At 58.4% G+C, this 19,027-nt stretch carries 15 protein-coding genes; 5 read left to right on the top strand and 10 right to left on the bottom strand.

Annotated features, from left to right (window positions below; genetic code table 11):
• The first annotated feature begins 251 nt into the window (after positions 1-251).
• Positions 252-4,448, top strand: coding sequence for a response regulator (locus NIM86_RS11500; protein ID WP_253382242.1), 4,197 nt, complete (start codon positions 252-254; stop codon positions 4,446-4,448).
• Positions 4,449-4,497: 49 nt separating this feature from the next.
• On the opposite strand, the gene NIM86_RS11495 is transcribed toward NIM86_RS11500, so the two are convergent.
• The 5 genes from NIM86_RS11495 to NIM86_RS11475 form a co-directional block, all read right to left on the bottom strand.
• Positions 4,498-4,776, bottom strand: coding sequence for a glycine zipper domain-containing protein (locus NIM86_RS11495; RefSeq protein ID WP_253382240.1), 279 nt, complete (start codon positions 4,774-4,776; stop codon positions 4,498-4,500).
• A 163-nt stretch (positions 4,777-4,939) separates the two neighbouring features.
• A complete protein-coding gene (locus NIM86_RS11490; protein WP_253382636.1) occupies positions 4,940-5,797 on the bottom strand; it encodes a metal ABC transporter permease in 858 nt (285 codons plus the stop codon).
• Entirely contained in the window at positions 5,797-6,699 is a 903-nt protein-coding gene (locus NIM86_RS11485) for a metal ABC transporter permease (RefSeq protein WP_253382238.1), read from the bottom strand. Before NIM86_RS11485 ends, NIM86_RS11490 begins: the two co-directional genes overlap by 1 nt.
• Complete coding sequence (locus NIM86_RS11480) at positions 6,696-7,643, bottom strand: manganese/iron ABC transporter ATP-binding protein (protein ID WP_253382235.1); 948 nt, start codon at positions 7,641-7,643, stop codon at positions 6,696-6,698. Before NIM86_RS11480 ends, NIM86_RS11485 begins: the two co-directional genes overlap by 4 nt.
• On the bottom strand, positions 7,640-8,557 hold the full coding sequence (locus tag NIM86_RS11475) for a metal ABC transporter substrate-binding protein (protein WP_371872886.1): 918 nt from the start codon (positions 8,555-8,557) through the stop codon (positions 7,640-7,642). Before NIM86_RS11475 ends, NIM86_RS11480 begins: the two co-directional genes overlap by 4 nt.
• A gap of 128 nt (positions 8,558-8,685) precedes the next feature.
• Between NIM86_RS11475 and NIM86_RS11470 the strand changes: the two genes are divergently transcribed.
• Positions 8,686-9,117, top strand: a complete 432-nt coding sequence (locus tag NIM86_RS11470; protein ID WP_253382233.1) for a Fur family transcriptional regulator — start codon at positions 8,686-8,688, stop codon at positions 9,115-9,117.
• 15 nt (positions 9,118-9,132) lie between these two features.
• Here the strand turns inward: NIM86_RS11470 and fumC are convergent, their stop codons facing one another.
• The 3 genes from fumC to NIM86_RS11455 all read right to left on the bottom strand — a co-directional run bounded on the left by fumC (position 9,133) and on the right by NIM86_RS11455 (position 12,360).
• The gene (gene fumC / locus NIM86_RS11465) at positions 9,133-10,581 is read right to left on the bottom strand and encodes a class II fumarate hydratase (RefSeq protein ID WP_253382231.1); all 1,449 of its coding nucleotides are present in this window, start codon (positions 10,579-10,581) and stop codon (positions 9,133-9,135) included.
• 55 nt (positions 10,582-10,636) lie between these two features.
• Positions 10,637-12,109 carry a xylulokinase gene (gene xylB / locus NIM86_RS11460; RefSeq protein ID WP_253382229.1) on the bottom strand — a complete coding sequence of 491 codons (1,473 nt, stop codon included), beginning with the start codon at positions 12,107-12,109 and terminating at the stop codon, positions 10,637-10,639.
• A gap of 98 nt (positions 12,110-12,207) precedes the next feature.
• On the bottom strand, positions 12,208-12,360 hold the full coding sequence (locus tag NIM86_RS11455) for a hypothetical protein (protein ID WP_253382227.1): 153 nt from the start codon (positions 12,358-12,360) through the stop codon (positions 12,208-12,210).
• Positions 12,361-12,695: 335 nt separating this feature from the next.
• Here NIM86_RS11455 and NIM86_RS11450 point away from each other — a divergent pair, with 335 nt between their 5' ends.
• Positions 12,696-13,808, top strand: coding sequence for a TRAP transporter substrate-binding protein (locus NIM86_RS11450; protein WP_253382225.1), 1,113 nt, complete (start codon positions 12,696-12,698; stop codon positions 13,806-13,808).
• Positions 13,809-13,908: 100 nt separating this feature from the next.
• Here NIM86_RS11450 and NIM86_RS11445 read toward each other — a convergent pair whose 3' ends face one another.
• On the bottom strand, positions 13,909-14,703 hold the full coding sequence (locus NIM86_RS11445) for a hypothetical protein (RefSeq protein WP_253382223.1): 795 nt from the start codon (positions 14,701-14,703) through the stop codon (positions 13,909-13,911).
• A 41-nt stretch (positions 14,704-14,744) separates the two neighbouring features.
• Positions 14,745-16,895, bottom strand: a complete 2,151-nt coding sequence (locus tag NIM86_RS11440; RefSeq protein ID WP_253382221.1) for a VWA domain-containing protein — start codon at positions 16,893-16,895, stop codon at positions 14,745-14,747.
• A 123-nt stretch (positions 16,896-17,018) separates the two neighbouring features.
• Here NIM86_RS11440 and NIM86_RS11435 point away from each other — a divergent pair, with 123 nt between their 5' ends.
• Together NIM86_RS11435 and NIM86_RS11430 are read left to right on the top strand one after the other, a co-directional pair.
• Positions 17,019-17,753: a LuxR family transcriptional regulator gene (locus tag NIM86_RS11435; RefSeq protein ID WP_253382219.1), complete on the top strand. Its 735-nt coding sequence runs from the start codon at positions 17,019-17,021 to the stop codon at positions 17,751-17,753.
• A gap of 124 nt (positions 17,754-17,877) precedes the next feature.
• A complete protein-coding gene (locus NIM86_RS11430) occupies positions 17,878-18,804 on the top strand; it encodes a LysR substrate-binding domain-containing protein (protein ID WP_253382217.1) in 927 nt (308 codons plus the stop codon).
• Positions 18,805-19,027 lie beyond the last annotated feature (223 nt).

Raw genomic sequence — 19,027 nt, 5'->3', positions numbered from 1 at the left:
GCGCATTTAGGTTAGCCATCCGTGCACCTTGCAAATTGGCGCTTGTTTCACTCCCCTTGGGAGTACCACTTTAATATCGCGTTCGACGCGCTGTATTTTTTCAGCCCCGACTGATCGTCGTACTTTTTTGTCGTTTTGGCGGCGCTCAAAGCCAGTGCAGCGGCTACGGCTGTTAACGTTAACGTTCATTCAACATGTAAAGCCTAGTCTTTGGCCCAAATTCGCGATTTCGAGGGCCAGGACAGGGCGGGATGGCGCCAGATAAAAAATCCCAAGACGGCGCCAGGAGCGTAACGGAGCTCTGCAGTTCGCAGTTGGCTGGCCTTCTTGCGCTGAGCGCGGATTGGGTCTGGGCAACGGATAAAGCAGGTGAAACCACCTCGATCCTTGCAACGAATGGAGACAAGCCGGCGCGACGGCTTGTTCGCGCTTTCTCGGACTTGCTCTCGCAGTCGGATAGTCTGAAGAAGGCGTTGGCCCCCGAGCTGCCGTTTAGCGATGTGCGCGTACCCGCACCTGACGGAAGAGGCGAGCTAAGCTTCTCCGGTACCCCGATTTTTTCGGACGATGACGATTTTGTGGGATTTCAAGGCATAGCCTTCTCTGTTGCGAAGGAGAATACGTCCGCAAGTCCGGCCGCCGGGACCATCAACGACAATATACAGAGGGGTTTCCCGGACCGCGACGATTATATCCGCCGTTTCGAAGCTGCTTTGAACACGATGGATGCCGGTTTCATGCTCTGGGACAGGGAGGATCGGCTCGTCTTCGCCAATGACGCGATCCGTCAGGTTGCAGGAGGCCTCGAGCACGTCTTCCCAGGACAGACCTATCGCGAATTTCTGAAATTTTACGCCTATAGCGGATGGGCTCCCGGACTTGCCGGGATTGAAGAACGCTGGATCGAGAACGCGATCGCCACGCGCAACGATCCAAAGAACGAGCCGGTTGAGATCGTCAATCGTGACGGGCAGATATACCAGATTCGTCAACATACGATGGACAATGGCGACCGCGTCGAGTTTCTGATCGACGTCACGACCTTGCGCAACGCACTGAGCGAAACATCCCACGCGCGCCAGAAGCTCGAGATGGTTCTCAATACCATTCCCGCGCAGGTCATCATGTACGACAAGGACGACCGTTTCGTATTCGCCAACGCTAAAGCTTTGAAGGCCGAGCCGGAACTCGACGATATTCGTATCAAGGGCGCAACCCTCAAGGAGGTTGTGCGGGCGGCGGTCGAACAAAAGCTGTTCGATTACGTCGACAATGAAGAACAGAACCGTCTTCTGCACGAAGACCCTGACGGTTTCATCGATGCAACGCTGGATCGTTGGTCGCGGCCGCTCAGCGAAACAACGGTCCGACGGCTAAAGGACGGTCGCTGGCTGGAGAACTCGTATTTCCGTCACGAGGACGGGACGTTCATCGGCGTCCGGTTCGATATTACCGAACAGAAGAATGCGGAGCTTCGCCTGCAGGCAGTCCATGAGCAGCTGGAATCGATCGTGGAATCGATGCCGGCATCCGTGGTCGTCTATGACGAAAACAATCGCTATGTCATGGCCAATGGCATGGTGAATGACCTGATGCCCGAGCTTCGCGAATTTCACAGCAAGCCTGGCGGCTCGCTCCGCGAATCGTTCCAGCTTGGCCGCGAGCACGGCTATTTCCGCCACACGGGTAACGATGAAATCGACGCTATTTATGAAGGCGACGAAGACGTTTGGCTCGATGCGATGGAACGCTTTTACGACGAGCCCGAGCGTGTCGATGAACGGCAGATGCCGGACGGACGCTGGTTCAAGGCCTTTAACCGCCGCCTGCCAAACGGATTCTTTGTTGGAATCCGGGTCGATATCACCGAACAGAAGGAAGCTGAATTCAAGTCCGAAGCCATGCGGATGCGGCTGGCCAGCGTTCTAGACAGCCTGCATGTCGATGTTCTCATTTATGACGAGAACAACAATCTGCTGCTGATCAATAAGCGGATGCGCCAGAAGATCGCCGAGGGCATTCACGAGCCTGGACAGACGCTACGCGACACGCTGCGCATCGGATATAGAAACGGCCTCTACCGCTACGTTCAGGACGATCGGATCAATGCTCTGTACGACCAGGATGAAGAAGCCTGGATCGACGCGATGGAGCAATATTACGACCAGCCTTACCGGTGCTATGAGCGCCGTCGCAAGGACGGCAGCTGGTATCGGGCGATCGATGTTCGCACCAATGACGGACTTCTCGTCATGATCCGCGTCGATCTCTCCAAGGAGAAGCAGATTCAGGACGATTTGGAGCAGTCGCTCAAGGAGATCGAACTGTTCCGGGAGATCGTCGATAACGTTCCCGTCGCCATCTATACCAAAGATCCCGAAGGACACCTGACCTACGCCAATAAGAGCTGGGGACGGATGAGCCGGTGCGATCGCCATGAAGCAATCGGCAAGACGGACGTCGAACTATTTGGCGAGTCCGGCAAGGTGTTTGCGGAAAACGATGCGTTCGTCATGCGGGAGTTCGAGGCGGGCCGCTCCAGCCAGGGCATCGAAATTGCCGAGACCAGGATGTTGCCCGATGGCAGCGTTCAGTACCAGCACTCCAGCAAGAGCCGTTTGGACCTGGACGGAAAGCCAGTGCTCCTGGGCTCCACTATCGATGTAACCGAAGCGCGCGAACGCGAGGCGGAGCTCGCCGAGGCACGCCAGCAGGCAGAACTGGCCGACCGGGCGAAAAGCGAGTTTCTGGCCAATATGAGCCATGAAATCCGTACACCGATGAACGGCGTGCTCGGCATGGCCGAGCTGCTCTCTGGCACTGAACTTTCCGGTAAGCAGCGAACATTCACGGATGTCATTCTAAAAAGCGGCAATGCGCTGCTGACGATCATCAACGACATCCTCGATTTTTCCAAGATCGATGCCGGCCAACTCGTCCTCAAGCCGGATGCTTTCGATCTGGAAGAGGCGATCCAGGACGTCGCGACATTGATGAGTGTGCGGGCCAAGGAAAAGGATCTCGAACTCATCGTCCGATACGCGCCCGATCTGCCCACGCAGATCATCGGGGATGTAGGACGGATCAGGCAGATCGTGACCAATCTGGTCGGCAATGCCGTCAAGTTTACGGAAGAAGGGCATGTTCTTGTCGATGTCAGCGGATCGACTGCATCAGACGAAGTTTCATTGACGATTCGCGTGCAGGATACCGGTATCGGCATCCCGACCGACAAGCTGCAAAGCGTCTTCGACAAGTTCAGCCAGGTCGATACATCGTCTACCCGCCGGCATGAGGGCACCGGCCTCGGTCTGGCGATCACGGCGAGACTGATCGAACTGATGGACGGCTCTATCGGCGTGGAAAGTTCATTCGGCGAAGGCGCGACTTTCTCGCTGAAGCTGACCCTGCCGCTGGCGGAAAACCAATTGCCCGAGAAAGTCGTTCATACCGACGTAACGGGCGCGCGCATCCTCATTATCGATGACAACTCAATTAATCGCTCGATCCTTCTGGAGCAGATGGCTGCATGGAAGTTCGATGCCTGTGCCGCGACCTCCGGCTCTGAGGGCATGGCCATTCTGGAAGCGGCGAAACAGGCCGGAATGCCCGTGGACTGCCTGATCCTCGACTATCAAATGCCGGTCATGAACGGAGAAGAAGTCGCGCGGGCTATCCGGTCCAATCCAGCGTTCGGCGATCTGGCGATTGTCATGCTGACCTCTGTCGATCACGCGATCAATAAATCGAAATGCAACGAAATCGGCGTTGACGGCTATCTTATCAAGCCCGCCCGGTCGTCCACCCTGCTCGACGCAATCGTGTCGGTTCTCCATGCCCGCCGGTCGTCCGGCGACGAAAATACATTTAAGGGCGTACGGGTTTTTCAAACGACCGAAGCGGCGGCGATAGCTGCAGCGTCAGGCAATATATCGGCCGCGCGCACGCTGATGGGCGACGGTGAGCCGACGGGCATACCTCTTCCAGAAGAAACGGAAGAGAACGAGTCGTCGCTGGCGCAATCCCCGGCTTCCGACTCTGGTGGGCTCGACCTTCTGATCGCCGAGGATAACGAGGTCAATCAGATGGTGATGGAGCAGATTCTGGAAGATCTGCCCTATTCCTATGAAGTGGTGGAAAATGGAGAGCTAGCGGTCGAGGCCTTTCTGGACAAACGGCCGCGCCTGATTCTCATGGACGTCTCGATGCCGAAGATGAACGGATTGGAGGCCACCGCTCACATTCGACGGATTGAAAAGAAACATGAGCTGGCTGCCACTCCGGTGATCGCGGTCACGGCGCACGCTCTCAAAGGTGATCGTGAGCGATGCCTGGAAAGCGGAATGGACGACTACCTGGCAAAGCCGATCAACCACTCAGCCCTTCGCGACATGCTAGAGCGTTATTTCGGCAGCAAAAGCAAAACCGAACTTCGCAAAAGCGCATAAAAAAGGCTGCCGAAAATGGCAGCCTTTTTCTTGATGATAGCCTGAGACCTTAGCGATAATTGCGCGGGCACTCGGCTTCGTAGCGGCGGCCACGGGAATCTTCATATACGCAGTAATTTTTGCGCTCAGTCGATTTGCCGACAATGAAGCCAGCAGCACCACCAGCCAGCGCACCCAGCGCCGCGCCTTCAACGCTGCCATCGATAGCGGTTCCAATTGCCGCGCCACCAACAGCGCCGGCGGCAGTCGTCTGTTCAGTGGTGGTGCAGCCCGATGCAGCACCGAGAGCGCCGACGGATGCGAGAATAATCGCGGTTTTCTTGAACATTGAGTTTCCTTTCCCTCTGCCGGCGCCAATGCCGGCTAACCATAGCATCCGGAGCAGAAAACTTTGGGCCCTAAAAACCCGCACCCGCAACGAACGTCTATGGACGTTTGAATGTCCCTGTCGGCAGAAGGTTCCATCAACATCGTGTCGAAAGAAAGGATAGTTAACGCAGAGGGTGTCTTTGTCTGCGCATGATAGCGCTTCCCGCCAGCTGTTCGCGAAGAAATGCGAGCGCAAACGCAGCCGTCATGACGAGGACGATGGATGCGGCGGGACTGGCTGCCAGCCAATAGCTCGCCCATAGACCTATCAAGGTGCTGATGGCGGCGAGGGTGGTGCTGACAATAAGCATTGCGGAAAAGCGTCGCACGAGCAGAAACGCCGTTGCACCGGGAGTGATGAGAAAGGCGATAGCCAGGATTATGCCGACGGCCTGAAGGGCCGCTACCACGAGAATCGAGATGGCGGCCAGAAGCGCCGTGTTGAGGAAGCCAGTCGCGATCCCGATGGCGCGTGCATGCTGTTCATCGAAGGTAAGCAGCTCCAGATCTCGGCGCAGGACCAGAAGGACGACCGTTGTCAGAATGCCGATGATGACCGCTTGCACGAAGTCTGCACGGCGTATGCCGAGCATGTCGCCGAACAGAATGTGATTGAGATGAAGTCCGGACGGGAAGGCGACGAACAGCACCACACCCAATCCGAACATGCCTGCGAATACGATACCGAGGGCCGTGTCGGGTTTGATACGGGAATTGGCTTGCAGATAACCGGCGGAAAGAGCGGTGATCATCGCAGCGCAGAACGCGCCCAGTGCGATTGGCAGCCCCGCCAGCCAGGCCAGCACAACGCCGGGAAGAACGGCGTGGCTGATCGCATCGCCCATCAAGGACCAACCGCGGAGCACCAGAATGCAGGAGAGCATGGCCATCGGAACGGCGACAACCAGCGTGGTCAGAAGCGCGGTACGCATGAAAGCGTAGGAGAAAGGCTCCCCAATGCCGGTCACGATCATATCCATCATGACACAGTCCCGGTCGTGCGGCCCTCGGGGGCGGTCGTCTCTTCATCAAAACTGTCATGGGATTGAAGCTGTCCGCGCCTGCGCGCCGCGATAAGGCCATGGCGAGGCGCGAAGATAAAAGTGATCATGAATACCAAAGTCTGTAGCACGACGATGACGCCACCTGTCGCGCCGTTCAGAAACCAGCTTGCCCAAGCGCCGAAAAAGCAGGTGGCCGTGCCGATCGCCACCGCAAGAGCGATAAGGCGGCCAAACCTGTCGGTCAGGAGATAGGCTGTCGCCCCCGGCGTCACGATCATTGCAATGACCAGAAACGCGCCGACGGTCTGGAGGGCAGCGACAGTCGAGGCAGCGAGCAGCGCGAAAAACAAGATCCGCATGCGATCTGGATCGATACCGACATTGCGGGCGTGATCGGGATCGAAGAAGGCTGCGACGAGGTCTTTCCACTTCAGAAGCAGCACCGCCAGCGTCACGGTCGAGATGATCAGAAGCTGAAGGGCGTCGGCAGGCGCGATTGCGAGGATGTTGCCGAGCACGATGGCTTCGAGGTTCACAGCCACGGGATTGCGGGAGACCATGAAAAGGCCAAGGCCAAAGAAGGCGGTGAAAATGATGCCCATAATGGCATCCTCTTTCAGTCTCGTTCGACGGTTGACGGCGATGATCGCCGCAGCCGCGAGCCCGCCGGAAAGGAAAGCGCCGGCGGCAAAGGGAAGGCCTAACATATAGGCGCCGGCGACGCCCGGCACGATGGAATGAGACAACGCATCGCCGATCAACGACCATCCCTTCAGCATGACGAAGGCGGACAGGAAGGCGCAGACTGCGCCTGTCAGCGATGCGAGCAGGATCGCGTTTCGCATATATTCATAGGTGAAGGGGTCGAAGAGACTCATCGATCTACCGGCTCGTCATCGATCACGACGGCCTCGTCATCGCCAGACTTGTAGGGCTGGCGCTCATCGCCGTAGAGCACAAAAGGCCGTTCCTCATCGGTGATGACAGTGAGGTGCCGCTCGTCCTGGTCTTCGTGCAGGTCGGTGCCGGCCAGCACAAAATGGCGGAGGGAGCCGCCGAAGGCCTCCTTCAGATTTTCTGGATTGAAAACCTCCTGGGTCGGTCCGCTCGCCAGTACCGTGCCTTTGATGAAGACCGTCCGGTCGCAATATTCCGGCACCGACCCCAGATCGTGCGTGGACACCAGAACGATGCAGCCTTCGTCACGCAGTTCACGTAGCAGGGCGATGATACGCTCTTCGGTGCCAATATCGACGCCTGTGAAGGGCTCGTCGAGAAGAACAAGATCGGCTTCCTGAGCCAGCGCGCGCGCCAGGAAGACGCGCTTTTTCTGACCGCCGGACAATTCGCCGATCTGGCGGCTGGCATAATCCTCCATCCCCACCCTTGCGAGGGCATCGGCGACCTTTTCATGATCGACAGGGCGGGAACGACGGAGCCATCCCATATGGCCGTATCGGCCCATCATGACCACGTCGCGGACGAGAACGGGAAAGGTCCAGTCGACCTCTTCGGCTTGGGGGACATAGGCGATGCGATTTTTGCGGCGTGCTTCCTTAACGGTGCCGCCGAAAACGCTAACCGAACCCTCGGCCAGCGGTACAAATCCCATGACTGCCTTGAAGAGGGTTGATTTGCCGGCGCCATTGATGCCGACAAGAGCGGAGATCGTCCCCGATGGCATGGTGCAACTGGCGTCACGTAAAGCGGTATGGCCGTTTCTGTAAGTGACCGTCACACGATCGACGACGAGGCCGTCTCCGGTGATGCGTTTTGCAGCATCATCACCGGCATCGGAATCCGTTATGCGGCGGGCGCTCATTGCGTCAGGGCCTCCGCGATGGCGTCCGTCGTTGTCTTCATCAGGTCGAGATAGCTCGGCACAGGGCCGTCCGGTTCGGATAGGCTGTCGACATAGAGAACGCCGCCATAGGCGCTACCCGTCTCACGCGCGACCTGCCTTGCTGGCTTGTCGGAAACGGTGCTTTCCGAGAAAACGGCGGGTGCGCCGCTCTGCCGCACCTCGGTTATCATCACCCGCATCTGTTCGGGTGTGCCCTGCGCATCGGCATTCATCGGCCAGATATAGAGTTCGCGAAGGCCTAGATCCCGTGCGAGATAGGAGAACGCCCCTTCAGAGGTCGCCAGCACGCGCCGGTCGTTCGGGACCGCGGCAAGCCGCTTTCGAAGCGTACTGTCGAGCGAGTCGATCTCGGCGAGATAGGCTTTCGCATTGTCACGATAGGCCTCTTCGCTGTCAGGATCGATCCCGATCAGCGCATCGCGGATATTCTCCACGTAGAGGCGGGCATTGCTCAGACTCATCCATGCGTGAGGGTTCGGCACATCTTTGCCGTCCACACCAATGGCGATTGGCTCAACGCCATCGGAGACGAGCACAGAGGGCGCGTCCAGACCTTCCAGGAAGCGTTCGAACCAGATTTCCAGATTGAGACCGTTCCAGAGAAGCAGGTCGGCCGACTGGATGGAGGCGATAGCGGGCGGCGTCGGTTGATAGGTATGCACATCCGCACCAACCGGCACGATGGAGACGATCTCCGCTTCCTCGCCGGCAACGTTGCGGGCCAAATCTGCAACGATGCTGAAAGTCGTTACCACCTTGGGCCGTTCGTTACCGGACAAAGGCGTCTCTTTAGACTGCGGATCGCTATTCCCATCGGAACAGGCGGTCACCAATGACAGGGCTATTGCAGCCAGAACAAGACGCGGTTTCAAACGCTATGCGCTCCGTGATCGATCATATCTGCAAATGCATATGACAATAATTCGCAACTGGTCAAGCTTATGCGAATGATTTGCATTTAAAATTGAATTGGCTTGCGGCGCGTGATAGCAAGGACGCAATGACACACCGCGATCCGAAGATTCTCAACGAACTCGAAAGCGACCTGCGCGCGGAAGGCGTTAGGATCACGCGACAACGCATGGCGATTCTGTCGGCGCTCGCCGGATCGGCGGACCATCCGACTGCCGAGGAATTGCTGAGCCGCGCCCGAGAGAAAGATCCGTCCGTCTCGCTCGCCACCGTGTACCGGACGCTTTCCGTTCTGGTTGAAAGCGGTACAGTGCTTCGCAACGAGTTCGAGGGAACTGGCGCGCGCTTCGAACTGGCCGACAAACCGCATCACGATCATCTGATCGATCTCGACACGGGCGATGTCATCGAATTCAGTTCGAAGCGCATCGAAAAGCTGCAGGAAGAGATCGCCGAGGAACTCGGTTATGACATTGTTTATCACCGCCTCGAACTCTACGGGCGGACCAAGAAAACCTGAGACCTTGCGGTCCGGCTAGGCGCCGCCCAGTCCGTCGCCAGTCATGGTCTCCGGCCGGATGATCCGGTCGTAATCCTCCTCGGTGACATTGCCGCTCCGCAGCGCGGCCTGCCGCAGGGTATCGCCCGTCTTTGCCGCATCCTTGGCAATATCCGCGGCGGCATTATAGCCGATCTCCGGCGCCAGCGCCGTCACCAGCATAAGCGAGCGCTCCACATCGCCATCGATGCGTTTGCGGTTCAGTTCGGTCCCCTCGATGCAGAAGCGGCGAAAATTGATCGAACCATCTGTGAGAATACGGATCGAGCGCAAGACGTTGTCGATGACGACCGGGCGCATCACATTCAGTTGAAGATTGCCGCGTGAGCCGCCCATGGCGACAGCCTGATCGTTCGCCATCACCTGAATGGCGATCATCATGAGCGCTTCGCTCTGCGTGGGATTGACCTTGCCCGGCATAATAGATGAGCCGGGTTCATTGGGCGGAATCTGCAGTTCGCCCAGGCCGAGGCGCGGCCCGGAGGCCAGCCAGCGAACATCATCGGCAATTTTCATGAGCGCGACGGCGACGGCGCGGAGCCCGCCGCTCGCCTTCACCATCGCGTCGAGCCCGCCCTGAGCAGAGAATTTGTTGGGCGCGGTGATGAAGGGCTTACCGGTCAGTTCGGCGATCTCATCTGCCGTATCGGCGGAGAAGCCTTCCGGCGCGTTCAACCCGGTGCCGACCGCCGTGCCGCCGAGCGCCAGTTCAAGGAGCTTGTCGCTCGTCTCCTCGACCGTGTCGATGGCGTCGCGAAGCTGGCCCGCCCAGCCATGCCATTCCTGGCCGACCGTCACAGGCACGGCGTCCTGCAGATGAGTGCGGCCTGTTTTGACGACGTTCATCCAGCCATCGGCCTTGGCTTCGATGATGCCGGCGAGATCGCGCAGTGCCGGCAGAAGATCGTCGTCAATGGCGATCTTCGCCGCGATGTGCATGGCGGTTGGAAAGGTATCGTTCGACGACTGGCCCATATTGACGTCGTCGTTCGGGCCGACCGGTTTCTGGCTGCCGAGTTCACTCCCAAAAAGCTGGATGGCGCGGTTCGCGATCACCTCATTGACATTCATGTTGGTCTGGGTGCCGGAGCCGGTCTGCCACACGAAAAGGGGAAAATGACCGTCCAGTTCGCCGCCAATTACCTCATCCGCCGCTCGAACGATCGCTTCGGCCTTCCAATCCGGCAGACGTCCGGCCTTCCGATTGACAATGGCGCAGGCTTTTTTTACGACGCCATAGGCGTGATGGACCTCTGGCGCCATGCGGTCGCGGCCGATGGAGAAATGGTGCAGCGAACGCTGGGTCTGCGCACCCCAATAGCGATCAGCGGGCACCTCCACCTTACCGAGGCTGTCGAACTCCTCACGGACGCCGTCAGCATCGATACCGATCGGCAGATCGTTCATTTTCGGGTGCTCGCTCATGGAATGTTCCTTTCCCTGCCCACCCATCTAAGGCAGGCAACATAGGAATGAAGCGTCAGTGGCCTGCTTCCTCCGGGCGGGCAAGTGGCGCAAGGGCGCGATAGAGAGCCTGATAACGCTTGTGCCGCTCGGCGTGACGAGAGGTCTCGTCAGCCCGGGGCTGAAACGTGCTTTTGGTTGCTGGTTTCTCGGCCAGATCGTCGAGCGATAAATCGCCGGTCATCACGGCGGCGAGCCGTGCAGCGCCATAGGCCGGGCCGGTGTCCGCGCCAACCGTTCGCACCAGTGTCAGATCGAGCGCATCGGAAAGCGTCTGGAGGACGAGATCGCTGCGCGTGCCGCCGCCGATGGCCATCGCCCGGTCAACCACGCCACCCGCCGCAGCCAGGCTGTCGCGCGCATCGCGAAAGCAGTAAGCAATGGCATCGATGACGGCGCGGGCCATTTCCCCGCGCGTTGTCGAGGTCTCGAGACCTGAAAAGGTGCCGCGTATATAGGGGTCGTTGTGGGGGCTGCGTTCGCCTGTGAGATAAGGCAGGAATAGGGGCACCCGGTCCGCTCTCGCCTCCTGAGCTTCTGCCAGTAGCGTCGGAATATCCGCGCCGGACACCGATGAGAACCAGGCGAGCGGCGAAGCGCCGTTCAACATCACACCCATGCGGAACCAGCGATCCGGGACCGCATGGGCAAAGGCGTGGACGTAGCTTTCGGGATTGGGCCGATAGGTCTCGTCGGCGATGAAGAACTGGCCGGATGTGCCGAGCGACAGAAAGGCATCGCCACTCTTCACCGCACCGATACCGACCGCACCTGTCGCTGCATCGCCGCCACCTGCCGCGACGGGTATATTCTTGCCAAGACCGAGTGTTTCGGCGGCCTCGCCATTCAGGCGGCCACTTTCCTCGGTGCCTTCATAAAGAGTTGGCAGCCAGGCGGGGTCGGTCGCGCTGGCCTCGCATAGCGTGGTCGACCATTTTCGTTCGGCTTCGTCCAGCCAGAGCGTACCGGCTGCATCGGCCATGTCTGTCGCCAGTTCGCCGGTCAATTGCAGGCGTATATAATCTTTCGGCAACAGGATATGGGCGATCGCGGCATAGGTATCCGGCTCATGGTCGCGCAGCCATAGAATTTTCGGGGCGGTAAAACCGGGCATGGCCGGTACGCCGGCAAAGCGTCCATGATCCGGAAAATTCTCCGCCATGACGGCGCATTCGGCGAAGGCGCGCCCATCATTCCAGAGGATTGCCGGACGGAGGGGCCGGCGATCCGCACCCAGAACAGTCGCGCCATGCATCTGCCCAGAAAGCCCAATGGCGGCGATTTTCGACCAGGCTTCCGGCGCATTGGACCGAGCTTCGGCACAGGCGGCCTTTGTCGCTGTCCACCAGTCGTCCGGCGCCTGCTCACTCCAGAGGGAATGCGGGCTCGATATCGGAAGCGATACGCTCGCGGTTGTAACGATATCGCCGCTGGCCGGCGCGACGATGACCTTGACCGCAGACGTTCCGATATCGATGCCAAGAAACATGCTTTTCTCCCTGCACGGCCAAAAACACGAACCATCGTGCCAGGCCTTTTCTGCCGGCGGGACACATAGCGTAAGCCTCTCGAAAGAAAAAGCGGCCTCTACGACCGCTTCCGGCGGGTCGGCGCATGGAAGCCGGGCGGCTTGTCAGCGATCCAGCGAAGGAAGTCCGACATATCCTGGCGGGCACGTAACGCATCGGCATCCGGGCCGATCCGCTCCAGTTCGACATTGCTGAAGGTCACATGGAGCATGGCATGGCAGATTGGATGGACCGGTACTATCTGTCGACCACCACGGCTCTTTGGAACCGGGTGATGCCATTGCACCCGCTTTGCCAATGGGCGTCCGCATAACCAACAGCCCTGCCGCAAAAGGACGTCCCGATCCGGCAATGTTCGACACAGTTCGGCGGTTGGCTGGGTCAATTCCTGTTTGCGACGACGCCTGCTCTTCATCGAATTGTCTTCACTCTCGAACGCCGCCCTTTCGAATTTGACGAAATCGATTTCAAGACAGTTGCATCTGCAACTTTCTTGTCGAATGATGCCGCCAAGCATACCGCATCGGTATGGAGAGGAGGAACCAAATGAACTTTTCCCGTCAAATGGTCATGGCCGGTTTTTTTTCACTGGGCACAATCCTGTCGGCCGGTAGTACGGCCGGCGCGCAGGAGGTTACGCTCAGGTTGCACCAGTTCCTGCCGCCACAGGCCAATGTCCCGAAATTCGTAATCGATCCCTGGATCGAGCGTGTCGAAGAGGCTGCCGGCGGAAAGCTGAAGATCGAGCATTTCCCAGCCATGCAGCTCGGCGGAAAACCGCCGGAGCTCATCGATCAGGTCATCGATGGTGCCGTTGACATCGCATGGACGGTGAACGGCTTCACGCCTGGCCGCTTTCCTCGACCGGAAGTGTTTGAATTGCCCTTCATCATGACCAATGCCGAGGCAGCTTCCCGCGCCTATTGGGAACTGTTCGAAAAGGAGATGAAGGACACTGACTACGCCAATCTGCATATGCTCGGTGCATGGGTTCACGGTCCCGGCGTGCTGCATGTCAACAAGCCTATCGAAACCATGGACGATATGGCCAATGTGAAGTTTCGCACACCGAGCCGTATGATCGGCTTTCTGCTGGAGGAACTTAACGCTGCGCCGATCGGTATGCCGATCACAGCTATTCCAGAGGCCTTGTCCAAGGGCGTTATCGATGGCGCGGTCGTTCCATGGGAGGTGACGACGGCGCTCAAAATTCCGGAAATGGTGAAGAACCACACCGAATTCGCCGAGGGCAACGCCTTCTATACCGTCACCTTCACGCTCTCGATGAACAAGGCGAAGTATGAGAGCCTGCCGGACGACATCAAAAAAGCGCTGGACGACAATTCCGGCATGGAATTCTCAGCCATGGCCGGCAAGATCCAGGCCTCCTATGATGCGCCGGCGCGTGAAAAAGCGGTCGAGATGGGCAACAACATCATCACCATCAGCCCTGAAGAGACCAAGAAATGGCGTCAGGCCGCGCAGCCGGTCTATGATCGCTGGGTCGCCGATATGGAGGCCAAGGGCATCGACGGCAGAGCCCTTATCGAGGAAGCGCAGGAGCTGATCGCCAAGTACACCGAACAGCCAAGCGCGGCCGGCAGTGATGAGGCCAGCATGGACAAGCCCGCCGAGAGCGAAGCGGCTCCGGCACAATAGGGCGCGGAACACTCGCTGCTGAAATCCGCAAAACGAACCCGGAGAGCGAAAGCTCTCCGGGTTTTTTATCGCCTAGGAAGGTCAAACGAATTGTCGCCCGTCAGCCCGGTCGCTGCCAAAGGCCCTCGATATAGACGCGGCAGTTCTTGCCGCCTCCGATCATCTTGGCCAGGTGGGGTGCAAGCTTCAGTTTGATCTGCGTACGGATGCCAATGGTGCTGGCATTACGAATCTCGATCTGCTGGCGATTGCTGAACGTCATGCCGATTTGTTCGCCGGTCGTTTCAGGCGATACTTCCACAATCGTCGAGGTCCAGCTGTTCGGACCGGTCTTCTTCCAGGAAAACCGCGCAAAGCCGGGGCCTATCGATGTCGGATCGAAGGGCTTGGAGAAGGTCATCTCGCGCGCTTTGCTCGGCGGAATTTGCTGCTTCATGACCCCCGCCAGCATGTCCGTGCAGCCTGTCATCTTCTGCGAAACCAGCTCCGGCACCCAAGTGCCGTCAGCAGGCTGAATCGATCTGAAACCCTCTCTGTCAAACAGCTCCTCCGACGCCTTTCCCGGCAGTTTGGATAGATCGACGGGTTCTGTTTTGTTCGCCGGAGGGAGCTTTCGCGGAGGGCGCGGCGTGTGGTCCAATTCCACTTCGACCTCGCCGTTGCCGCCGAACTGGCGATCGATGTCGTCGAGATCGGCGCGCGACCAGCGCGGCGGCATACCCTCTTCCAGAATGACGATGCTGGCATCGTCCGGCGCGTTCCAGACATCGTCCGGCAGGCCGCTCTGAACCGTGATTCGGTCGATGGTACGAAACTCCGCACCCTTTCCATTCGCCTTGGGCGTCGCGACGATAATCGTCTGCGACGACGGCTCCGCCGTTTGAGCGTACGCCATGCTCGAGCTCAGGAGAAGCGCGGCCAATACAATCGGCGCTCTCATTGTCCGTCCCCATCGATGCGCGAGAGTAGCGCCTCGATCTGAGCTTTGGTCATCGGTCTATCGCCCATTGTCTTCGCTTCAAGACTTGTTTTGATGATAGCGAAATCGGCGAGATCATCGGCGTCGCTCGTGTTGTCATGACACAGCACCCCGATCGTCAATTCGATGCAGGGACCGAGATCGCTGGAACGCTGGCGCATATTGAGCGTCGCGCCGAACCGATCCGGTCGGTCCGGGCGGGTCGTCATCGTGAGTGTCGGCTGATCGGCTTTGGAGCCGCCCGCTGTCGTATAAAAATAGGGTACTTCCGCGTTCCAACCTGGCGGAAGAGTCCATGCCAGACCGGTGCCAGCATCGAAAAAACGGCAGGGTGAAGGACTGTCGCAGCTATAGCCGGATCGCTCGCCCTCGACCGGCGATCCGTTTTCCTCTCCAATTCCATTCGCGCTTCGGGGCATGAGATCGACCGCGCCGACATCGAGAACGATGCTTCCACTGCGGTCGAGTCTCAGTTGATAGTGGCCCGGTTCGAGGCCCTCAGGTACCGCAAAGCCATCGGCAGTCGCGAGCGGCAATAGGGCGATCTCCTTGCCGGCCTCGTCCAGAAAAAGAAGTCGGTCACCGGGGCGAACCGGTCCATTCAACCGCAAGCCATCGGGATCGGACGCGACCAGCGGCTCCGCCGCGATGACTGCCAGTTCCTGCGGCTCGACATCGATAGGAAGACGCGCCAGTTCCGTCCGCTCGCCATAGGGGTCTGCAACGAGAATGACATCGTAGGGTCCGGGGGCCATCGTTGCGAGGATCGACGTGAATTCGCCGTTCAGCTCGGCGCTATCGATCTCCTCGCGATCGGATCCGCCGCGCGGCACGACGCGATATCGCGCCTCCGGCAGCGGATCTTCTGCTGATCCGTCGAGCCAAATCGTAATCGCCTCTCCATATCGGGCGGGCGTATCGAGCGCGATGCGCACGGTCGGCAGCGTCGCCTTTTCGGAGACGATCTCGAAGGGCGAATCCATGTAGATATCGTCGAGATTTTCGCCGGTGATGCGCAGGCGGTATCGGCCCGGTTCGTCCGGCACGCTCCAGCTATCGGCATAGACGCCGACCGGTTCCGAGGAGAGGAAGCTGCGTTTCGCCACCTCTCCGTTCTCTTTGACCCAGACCAGCCGCCAGGTCTGGTTTTCCGGCATTGGATCGCGCACATCGATCTGGATTTCGGCAAGCTGACCGGCCACTAACGGCCCCTCCGTCAGAAGATCGAACCGCGCCCGACCCACATCGTAGGGAATCTCGTAGCGTTCGCCCGCGACAGGCGTGATCTCAATGCTGCCGCGGCCGATACCCTCAGCTGTGATCCGCCATTTTTCATCGGTAAGCGTCACGGGCATCGCCCGCAGAACCTGGTCTGCGCCGGTTCGGGTGCCGAGATCGCGTGTTTCGCCGGTCGCCAGATTGGTTGCCGAAAATGTCACCTCGGACGGTCTGCTGACCCCTTCAGCCGGCGCCAGCACTATCTCGATGTCGGTCGGCTTCGGACCCTCCGGTTCGCTCGCGGCTACTTCGGCGAAGGCCTCGTTCAGGCTGGCGGCATTGGAGGCGTCAAGATAACGGCCGCCCGTGTTCTCCGCGAGGCACTGCAGTTGCGCCTTATCTTTCGGATCGGTGATGTCGAAGCCAATCACATGCGCCGTGAAGTCGACACCGAGCCGTTCCAGCTCTTCGCCAACCGCACAGGGATCTGCATTGCAAGTCTCTCGTCCGTCGGAAAGCAGGATGACGGTTGCTGCATGTTCGGTGAACTTCAGGACATCGGCTGCCTTGCGCACCGCTGCGGAAAGCGGTGTCTTTCCCTTGGGGTTCAACCGATTCACTAAAGAGGGCATGGCGCTGGCCGACTCAGGGCTCGGTTCTGAGATTACCTCGATGTCGTTGCAATCACCTTTGCGGCGGTGTCCGTAGGCGACCAGACCGGCGCTGACGCCATCGCGAGTCCAGCCGGCAGAAAGATCTCCAAAAGTCTGGCGGGCGATTTCGATTTTAGACAGGCCGTCGATCTGCCCCCACATCGAGCCAGAGACATCCAGCACGACCATCAGATCGCGATCGCTATCCTCTGCGCTCGCAAATTTTCCGACCGTCATCCCTACGGCTAGGGCCGCTAAAGCCAGAATTATCTTTCGCATGGTTCTACCTGAAATTGGACATGGGTTGCCGGAGCGTATTTGCGTCCCCTATGCTCAACAAGCTCAGGAATTCCTTAGGTTATGCTGGTGGAACTCGAACGGTTGACCGCTTTCGCGGAACGCATCACTCAAGCTGACACGCGCGATGCGGTATGGAACATTGCATGTGATCATTTTGCAGAGGTCGGTTTTGATGGAATATTCTATGCCGACCTCTCCGCGCACAACGCTGTCGTCCGAACGAATCTGGAAGATTGCTGGACCGATCACTACGCCGCCGAGCAATATTTCGAAATCGATCCATTCTTTCGCCACTCGTGCAATCGACTGACCGTTTCGCCCACAGGAGAGAAATATTTCGACGAACACCCTTACCTCAATTGCGAGGAGCGCCGGTTCATCCTGACAGCGGGGGAAACCGGGATGAAGGCAGGGTTGGCTCTTCCCTTCCGCATAGCCGGGCCGGAGGGAGTCGGTGGCTGGAATGTCCTGACCACCCACGGCCGCGAAATCGTCGAACAGCATCGCGGTGACAGCGGTCGCGCCGTCTATCTCGCGGCCCTCTTGACGCATGAGAGAATGCGTAACACCGTTGATAAACATGATAAACATCAGCGTTTGCGCCTGACAGAACGTGAGACGGAGACCCTGCACTGGGCTGCTTGTGGGCTACGAAACAAGGAGATCGCCGAGAAAATGCGGGTGAGCGCGGCGACCGTGGAGTTTCATGGCCGGAACGCGCGACACAAGCTCGGCGCCAAAACGCGCGAGCAAGCCGTGGCCATCGCCCTGACGCGCGGGCTTATAGCGATGTGAAAAATAGTGGGTGTCGAGCGCCCTGCAAAGCCTTAAACTCCGGTCGTTCGTCGCCGCTCCTTGCGTTGCGGTAGAAAAACTGCGGAATAGGCTAAATTGCGACGGATAAGGAAACGGGTCCAGCATGAGGCGTCTTCCCCCACTTAAGGCCCTTCAGGCTTTTGAAGCCACCGCACGGCATGAAAGCGTGACGAAAGCGTCGCAAGAACTGAATGTGAGCCACAGCGCGGTAAGTCAGCAGATCAAGGCGCTAGAGCACTATTTCAATCAAAAACTTTTCCGAAAAAAGGGCAACGGTCTGGAACTGATGCCCAAGGCGCGCAACTATCTGCAGGATATCAAGCAGAGCCTCGATCTGATCGCGGTAGCGTCAGAAAATCTTTCGACGTCAGGTGCGTTGAAACGGGTGCGGGTCAATGCCACTCCCACATTCGCCACGCAGTGGCTGATCCCTCGTGTCGCGGAGTTTCAGCGCGTCTATCCGACGATCGAAGTGCGGATCGAAACGTCGACGACAGACGAGTTGACCAACGAAGCTGAGAATAGCGATCTGATTTTCCGGCGCTATCCGATGAAGCAGTCCGGGATGGTTTGTATGCGGATCGTCGAGGACGAAACCATTGCGGTCACCTCTCCCAAGCTTTTGCAGGGAAAGACAATCAAGCAGGCATCGGATTTGCTGTCGTTCGATTTGCTTCATATCAGGAGCCGGATATCCGCCTGGCCCAGCTGGTTTCGAAAGGCGGGGATCGAATCCAGTCAAACGCTGAAAGGTCAGGTTTTCGATCATATCTTTCTGAGCATTGCTGCGGCAAAGAATGGGTCGGGCGTTTGCCTCACTCCACGAGCATTCGTCGAACAGGAACTGCAGGAAGGCCGGCTCGTAAACCTATGTCCGGAAGTGGCTGTGATCGGATCCGGATTTTTCGCGCTTTACGACAGGCAAAACCGCAGCATCCGAAACATCGAGGGGCTACTCGACTGGCTGGCGCAGAAGGTACCGAACGGCACACCCGATGGCAGCGATGTCGAATGGGAACTCTACTCCTGATTGAAGGCGCCCTGACTTCTGGCGTTACGTAACTGAAACGCAATTGTTACAAAAACTTAAAATGAAGCGCGTCGAACGGCCAACTAAGACGAAATATACCGAATTCATGTTAGAAAAACTAACGAGACTGTAAATTTGTATCGCTTTCATTGAGCGGTTTGACCTTCTAAACAAAATCTAGTTCCAGGCGCTGGATGGCCTGGAAGATTGAGGTTTTCCGAGG

This window comes from Notoacmeibacter sp. MSK16QG-6 (assembly GCF_024158145.1).
Classification (GTDB): Bacteria; Pseudomonadota; Alphaproteobacteria; order Rhizobiales; family Rhizobiaceae; genus Notoacmeibacter.
Note: the sequence above shows the minus strand (reverse complement) of the source record. Positions and strands in the feature narration are given on the sequence as shown.